This window comes from Gemmatimonadales bacterium (assembly GCA_035502185.1).
Taxonomy (GTDB): Bacteria; Gemmatimonadota; Gemmatimonadetes; order Gemmatimonadales; family JACORV01; genus Fen-1245.
Genome location: DATJUT010000017.1, coordinates 21,015 through 27,321, shown reverse-complemented (window position 1 = coordinate 27,321; position 6,307 = coordinate 21,015). Strand labels below are relative to the sequence as shown.

The 6,307-nt window shown below is 72.1% G+C and carries 6 protein-coding genes and 2 rRNA genes; all 8 read left to right on the top strand.

Annotated features, from left to right (window positions below):
* A 23S ribosomal RNA gene (locus VMF70_02350) occupies positions 1–239 on the top strand; the annotation flags it as partial.
* A gap of 113 nt (positions 240–352) precedes the next feature.
* A 5S ribosomal RNA gene (rrf, locus tag VMF70_02345) occupies positions 353–469 on the top strand.
* Positions 470–766: 297 nt separating this feature from the next.
* A complete protein-coding gene (locus tag VMF70_02340) occupies positions 767–2,359 on the top strand; it encodes a hypothetical protein (GenBank protein ID HTT66846.1) in 1,593 nt (530 codons plus the stop codon).
* Positions 2,360–2,386: 27 nt separating this feature from the next.
* Positions 2,387–3,259: a GTPase Era gene (era, locus tag VMF70_02335; GenBank protein ID HTT66845.1), complete on the top strand. Its 873-nt coding sequence runs from the start codon at positions 2,387–2,389 to the stop codon at positions 3,257–3,259.
* A complete protein-coding gene (locus VMF70_02330) occupies positions 3,256–3,426 on the top strand; it encodes a Trm112 family protein (GenBank protein ID HTT66844.1) in 171 nt (56 codons plus the stop codon). Before era ends, VMF70_02330 begins: the two co-directional genes overlap by 4 nt.
* Positions 3,407–4,414, top strand: a complete 1,008-nt coding sequence (locus VMF70_02325) for a PorV/PorQ family protein (protein ID HTT66843.1) — start codon at positions 3,407–3,409, stop codon at positions 4,412–4,414. Before VMF70_02330 ends, VMF70_02325 begins: the two co-directional genes overlap by 20 nt.
* Position 4,415: 1 nt before the next feature.
* Positions 4,416–5,243 (top strand): hypothetical protein, encoded by an 828-nt coding sequence (locus VMF70_02320; GenBank protein ID HTT66842.1) that lies wholly within the window; start codon positions 4,416–4,418, stop codon positions 5,241–5,243.
* Positions 5,244–5,407: 164 nt separating this feature from the next.
* Positions 5,408–6,307 (top strand): diguanylate cyclase, encoded by a 900-nt coding sequence (locus tag VMF70_02315; protein HTT66841.1) that lies wholly within the window; start codon positions 5,408–5,410, stop codon positions 6,305–6,307.

Sequence of the window (6,307 nt, the reverse complement as noted above, 5' to 3'; positions counted from 1 at the left end):
ACCGGGTCGGACCGACCGCTCGTGTCCCGGCTGTCGCGTCAGCGGCAACGCCGGTTAGCGATGTCGGGCGGGGATAACCGCTGAATGCATCTAAGTGGGAAGCCCTCCCCAAGATGAACGCTCCCGGAGCGCAAGCTCCCTGAAGGGCCCTGGGAGACTACCAGGTTGATAGGCGGCAGGTGTACAGGCGCGCAAGCGTGTCAGCCGAGCCGTACTAATCGCCCGTGAGGCTTGATCTCATCCCCGGTTGGGATCCATCTATCCGCGTCACCCCGTCTTCGACTTCCAATCCGACAGCCCGTTCTGCGAGGCCGTTGCACGCTTCTCGGAACTCGGAACTGTCCTGGCATTGGCTGGCGACCAGCGCGCCGGGGCCACACCCGTTCCCATCCCGAACACGGCAGTTAAGCCCGGCAGCGTCGATGGTACTTCCGACGATCGTCGGTGGGAGAGTAGACCGCCGCCAGCCATTCCCCTTCGAAAGCCCGCACGCGCAACTGCGTGCGGGCTTTCGTCTATTCCCGAGTGACGAGTTGCGAGGCAGGCGCGTGCAGGCGAGCGGCGAGACGCGGGGTTGCGAGTGGCCGTGAGTTGGGGGACGATCGGAGGGAAGCCCGTCCTCCCGCCTCCACACTCGTCTGCATTCTCCATTCTCCAATCTCGTAACCACTCGCAGCTCGGCGTCTCGCAACTCCCAGCTGGTCCTTCAGGGCGTCTCGCAACTCCCCTGTTCCCTGAATGCTCCCCTTCTAGCGACTATTCTACGATGACCAAGTGCGCCCTCCTCGCCCTGGCCCTGCTCGCCCTCCCGGCCGTGCTCCCCGCCCAGTGTCCCGACGGCACCCCGGCCCCGTGCGCCGGCGCCGCCGCGCGCCCGGTCGCCGCCGCCCCCGGCAGCATCGCCATCTTCCCGTTCGAGAACCGCTCGCCCGACAGTGCCGACGCCTACCTCGCCGAGGCGCTGCCCGACGAGATCTTCGGCCGCCTCGCCCGGGTGCAGGGACTCGCGGTCAAGAGCGGCACCGCCGTGCGCGCCCAGTGGCACCGCACGCCGGACCCGATGGCCGCCGCCCGCGCCCTGCGCGTGCAGTGGTTCGTCACCGGCACGCTGCGACGCGCCGGACGGGACCTCGCCGTAAGCGCCGAGCTGGTGCGCGCCGCCTCCGGCGACGGGGCCTGGGGCGCACCGTTCCGCCGCGGCGCCGACGACCTCGCCGCGGTCGAGGAGCAGATCGCCGAGTCCGTGGCCGTCGCGGTCGTCGGCCGCCTGGCCCCCGGCCAGCTCTCGGCCCTGCGCCGGCCGGCCACCGCCAACCCCGAGGCCTATCGCCTCTACCTCTTCGGCCGCACCCTGGCCAACCGGCGCACGCCGGCCGACATCGCCGCTGCGGCCCGGGCCTTCGCGCGGGCGACGGAGCTCGATCCGACGTTCGCCGCGGCCTGGGCGCGCCTGGCGTACGCGCGCGCGCTCGAGATCCAGTGGGGCAACCCGGAGCGGCTGCCGCCGGACTCGCTGCTGCCGCGCGCGCGCGCAGCCGCCGACCGCGCCCTGAGCCTCGATTCGACCCTGGCCGAAGCCTGGACCGCGCGCGGCTACTGGGCGATGCTGTCCTCGGACCTCGCGCTGGCCCACGCGGCGTTCGACCGGGCCCTGCGGTTCGACTCGCTCAGCGCGGAGACGAACCACATCATCGGCTACATGTACGGGGCCGACATCCTGGACCTGCCGGAGGTGGCGCGGCCGTATCTGCGCCGCGCGCTGGCCCTCGACCCGGACCTCCGCAACACCTGGCGCCACCTGGCGCTGACGTACCGCGACGAGGGCCGGCTCGACGTCGCCGAAGCGCTGCTCGACACGGCGCTGTCGCGCGGCCCGTGGCCCATCGGGTCCGGGGAGCGCTCGCTGGTGCGGTTCGCGCGCGGCAATGCCGTCGGCGCGCTCGCGGATTTCGACGACTGGAAGCAGGACACCACGATGGCGAGCGGCGGCTGGATCGGACTGGGCGGGCACTGGCGGACGCTGTACCGGGTGGGGGTCGGCGACAGCACGGACGCCCGGGCCTTCCTCGCCGCGGCGCAGGCCGTGGCCGACAGCGGCAGCCGCCAGGCCGAGGCGGCCGTCGCGATCGCCGCGGCCGTGCTCGGGCAGCACGAGGCGGCCATCGCCGCCCTGCAGCGGCTGCGGGCGATGCCCCCGGCGCCGAACCCTCAGCGCTGCGGGCCCGCACCGTGCTCGACCGACCTGTTCGTGTGGGGGCTCCTCCACAGCCCCGTGCTCGCAGGCCTGCGCCCGGATGCCCGCGTGCAGACGCTCTTCGACGACACGCGGCCCACCGTGCCGTGGCTGCAGGCGAGGTAGCCGTCGGCCCCGGCCCCCGGTCCTGACGTGCCGCGCTGCGGCATCGTCGCCCTGGCCGGCGAGCCCAACGCCGGAAAATCCACCCTGCTCAACGCCCTGGTGGGCGAACGGCTGGCAATCACCTCGCCCAAGCCCCAGACCACCCGCGTGCCCGTCCACGGCCTGGTCACCGAGGGCGACACGCAGGTCCTGTTCGTGGACCCCGCCGGCCTCATCACGCCGGCCTATCCGCTCCAGCGGGCGATGCGCCGCGCCGCCCTCCAGGTGGTCCAGCAGGCCGACGTGGTACTGCACGTGCACCCCCTCGCGCAGCACCCCGCGCCGCCCCTCGAGGCGCTGCTGCCCGACGCCCGTCCGCTCCCCGAGCGCCGGATCGTCGCCTACACCAAGGCCGACCTCGTCGCGGCGACGGCGCGAGCGGCCCCCGACCCGGAGGCGGTGGTGGTCTCGGCAGTGACGGGCGAGGGCCTGGACGCGCTGCGGGAGCGGGTGCGCCTCGCGCTGCCGGAGGGGCCGTTCCTCTACGACCCGGACGACGTGGGCACCCAGCCGCTGCGCTTCTTCGCCGCCGAGTTCATCCGGGAGGCGGCGTTCGCCGAGCTGCGCCAGGAGCTGCCCTACGCCGTGGCTGTCCAGATCGACGCATTCCGCGAGGCGGAAACCGGGGTATATATTCGGGCCACCCTCGCCGTCGAACGGGAGAGCCAGAAGCCGATCGTCCTGGGCAAGGGCGGACGCACCATCAAGGCGATCGGCACCGCGGCGCGCGCGCGCATCGCGGCGTTCCTGGACCGGCGCGCACACCTGGACCTGTGGGTCACCGTGTGGCCGAAATGGCGCTCGGACCCCGCGCGGCTCGCGCAGCTGGGGCTGCCGACAACCAAGGAGAAAGGGCCATGACCCTGCCGAAGGACCTGCTGGAGATCCTCGTGTGCCCGAAGTGCAAGGGCGTGCTGGAGTACCGCCGCACCCCGACCGAAGAGCTGGTCTGCCACGCCTGCCGCCTGCGCTACGGCGTGGACGACGGCATCCCGATCATGCTGATCGATGAGGCCAAGCCGCTGTAGCTCGCGTTTCCGTACCGCGCTGGCGGCGGTGGCGATGCTGGCGGCCTGGCGGGCGCAGGTCGCCCGCGCCCAGGGTGCGTCGGCGGGCGTCGAGGGCGGCGCCTTCCTGCTCCTGCCGGTCGGGGCGCGCGCGGTGGCGCTGGGCCAGGCGGCGACCGCCGACGGCGGCAGCAGCGAGGCCGTGTTCTGGAACCCGGCCGGTCTCGCGACCCTCGCCAGGGGCGAGTTCGCCCTCTACCACTACGACGCGTTCTTCGGCTCCGGCGACGCGATCGCGATCGCCGTGCCGTCGTCCCGGCTCGGCACCTTCGCGGTGACCGCGTACCTGGTCAACTACGGGGACCTCGCCGTGACCCGCGGCGACCTCGGGCCGGAGCCGGTGGGCCAGATCAGCCCCCGCAACGTGGAGCTGATGGCGAGCTACGCGACGGACGTCGGCGGCCTCGCGGCCGGCATCAGCTACAAGCTGGTGCAGTTCCGCGTCGACTGCACCGGCGACTGCACCAACGTGCCGACCGCGACGGGCACGACGCACGCGGTGGACGTGGGCGTGCAGTACGCCTTCGGCGGCTGGCGGCCGGTCGTGGTCGGCGTGAGCCTCCGCAACCTCGGCTTCAACCTCCAGGTGAACAACCGCGCGCAGGCCGACCCGCTGCCCACGCGCCTCTCGGTCGGCGTGAGCGCCCAGGTCGTGAGGCCGGCGGAAGGCGTGCAGGGACTGGATGCGCGCGTGCTGGCGGACGTGCAGGGCACGGTGCTGGAGGGCCCCCTCACCGCGGTCACGCTGGTCGGCGTGGAGTCGGGGGTGGGCAGCACGCTGCGGCTGCGGTTCGGGTACGCGTTCCTGAACTCCAACGCCCGCGGCCCCAGCCTTGGCTTCGGCGTCAGGTTCGGGAGCATCGCGTTCGACCTGGCGCGCACGTTCAACGCGGCGCAGGACGTCGGCGACGCCGAGCCGGTGCAGGTCACGTTCCGGGTGGTCTTCTAGGGTGCCACGACGCGGTCTGGCGCCGCTGCTGGCGCTCGCCGCGGTCCTGCCGCCGGCCGGGGCCGCCGGCGCCCAGGCTGCGGCCGGGCGGACGCCGGCGCTGGCCGCGCCGGTCGCCGCGGTCGTGCCGGTGTGGCGCCGGCCCTGGGTGCGCCCGCTCGCCTCGCTGCTGTTCCCGGGATCCGGGCAGCTGCTGGCGCACCGCGACCGGGGCCTGTTGTACGCGGCCGTCGAGGTGTGGTTCGTCGCCCGCGCGCTGGCGTGGTCGCAGCAGGGACGGCAGCTCCGCTCGGAGTTCCAGACCCTCGCGTTCGACGTCGCGCGCCAGCCGTTCACGACGACTCGGATCGACGGACCGTGGGACTACTACGAGACGATGAGCCACTTCGTCGCCAGCGGCGCCTACAACGCGTCGACCGTGCCCGGCGTGTTCGCGCCGGAGACCGACACCCTCACCTTCAACGGCGCGATGTGGCTGCTGGCCCGCCGCAACTACTTCACCAACCCGGACTCCATCCCGGCGCCGAGCGACCCCCGCTACCAGTCCGCGCTCGCCTTCTACCGCCAGCGCGCGTTCGGCGACGCCTTCCGCTGGAGCTGGAAGGACGCGCGCCTCGAGATGGACGCCTACCGGCAGACCATCCACGACAGCGACAACGCGTATCGCGCCGCCACGAACTACCTCGGCGCCATCCTGGCCAACCATCTGTCGAGCTTCGTGGACGCGTTCATCATGACCCGGCTCGGCCGGGGCGGCGTGATGCCGCACGTGCAGGTCACGGAGGGTGCGTCCACCACCCTGCTGCTCGTCTGGGAGCACGCGTTCTGAGGCTGCGGCCGTGCTCCAACGGGGTCGGAACGCGCTCCGACGATTGACACCCCCCCGGTCGAACCGTAGTTTGTTGTGACCTCGCAACTTGCGAGCTACGATCGGTGCGGACGCGGCCCACGATTATCTTCTTTTCGCCCGCGGCCAGACCGCTGCCGGCCTTGGTGTCGGCATGGATCGCGGGGAAGGGGTTTCCCGCCGTCGCGGTGGGCGACCCTGCGCAAATCGAGGCGATGGCGCTTCGCTCGCTGCCGGCGCTGGTGCTGGTGGACGCCGACGGCGCGGCCGAAACCGGCCGCGCGTTGTGCGAGCGGCTCAAGGCCGATCCCTACACGGCCATCGTGCCCGTCGCCTTCCTCGCCGACCGGCATTCGGCCAGCGGCGTGCACGACGCGTTCCGGGCCGGGGCCGACGAGGTGCTCACGCCGATCTTCGAGCCCGAGGAGCAGCGGTCGCGGCTCGACGTCCTGCTCACCCGCACGGAACGGAACGTCAGCGTCCATCCGTCCACGCGGCTGCCGGGGACGAACGAGATCGAGCGGGAGATCAAGCGGTACATGGACGCGGGCGGCCTGTTCGCCGTCTGCTACGCGGACCTGGACCACTTCAAGGAGTTCAACGACCGGTACTCGTACTACGACGGCGACCGGGTCATCTTCCTGCTGTCCCGGATTCTCCACGACGTCGTGCGCGGCCTGTGCGGGGCGAACGGGTTCGTCGGACACATCGGCGGTGACGACTTCATCCTGGTGCTGCCGCTCGAGGCCGCGGCGCCCTGCTGCAGCGAGATCATCACGGTCTTCGACCTCCTGATCCCGTTCCAGTACTCGGACCAGGACCGCCGGGCGGGGTACTTCTTCGGGAAGGATCGGCGGGGGACGCTGCACCGGGTGCCGTTCATGACGCTGTCGATCGGCATCGTCACCAACGAGCGGCGCCACTTCTCGCACCCCGCGCAGGTGAGCGAGCTGGCGACCGAGATGAAGAGCTACGCGAAGACGCTGCCCGGATCGGTGTTCGTGTTCGATCGGAGGCACGACCCGGATACTGGCGAGGGCCGATAG

Coding starts and splice junctions, on each gene's coding strand:
- VMF70_02325 (HTT66843.1), top strand. CDS start 3,407: ATGAGGCCAAGCCGCTGTAGCTCGCGTTTCCGTACCGCGCTGGCGGCG.
- VMF70_02330 (HTT66844.1), top strand. CDS start 3,256: ATGACCCTGCCGAAGGACCTGCTGGAGATCCTCGTGTGCCCGAAGTGC.
- VMF70_02340 (HTT66846.1), top strand. CDS start 767: ATGACCAAGTGCGCCCTCCTCGCCCTGGCCCTGCTCGCCCTCCCGGCC.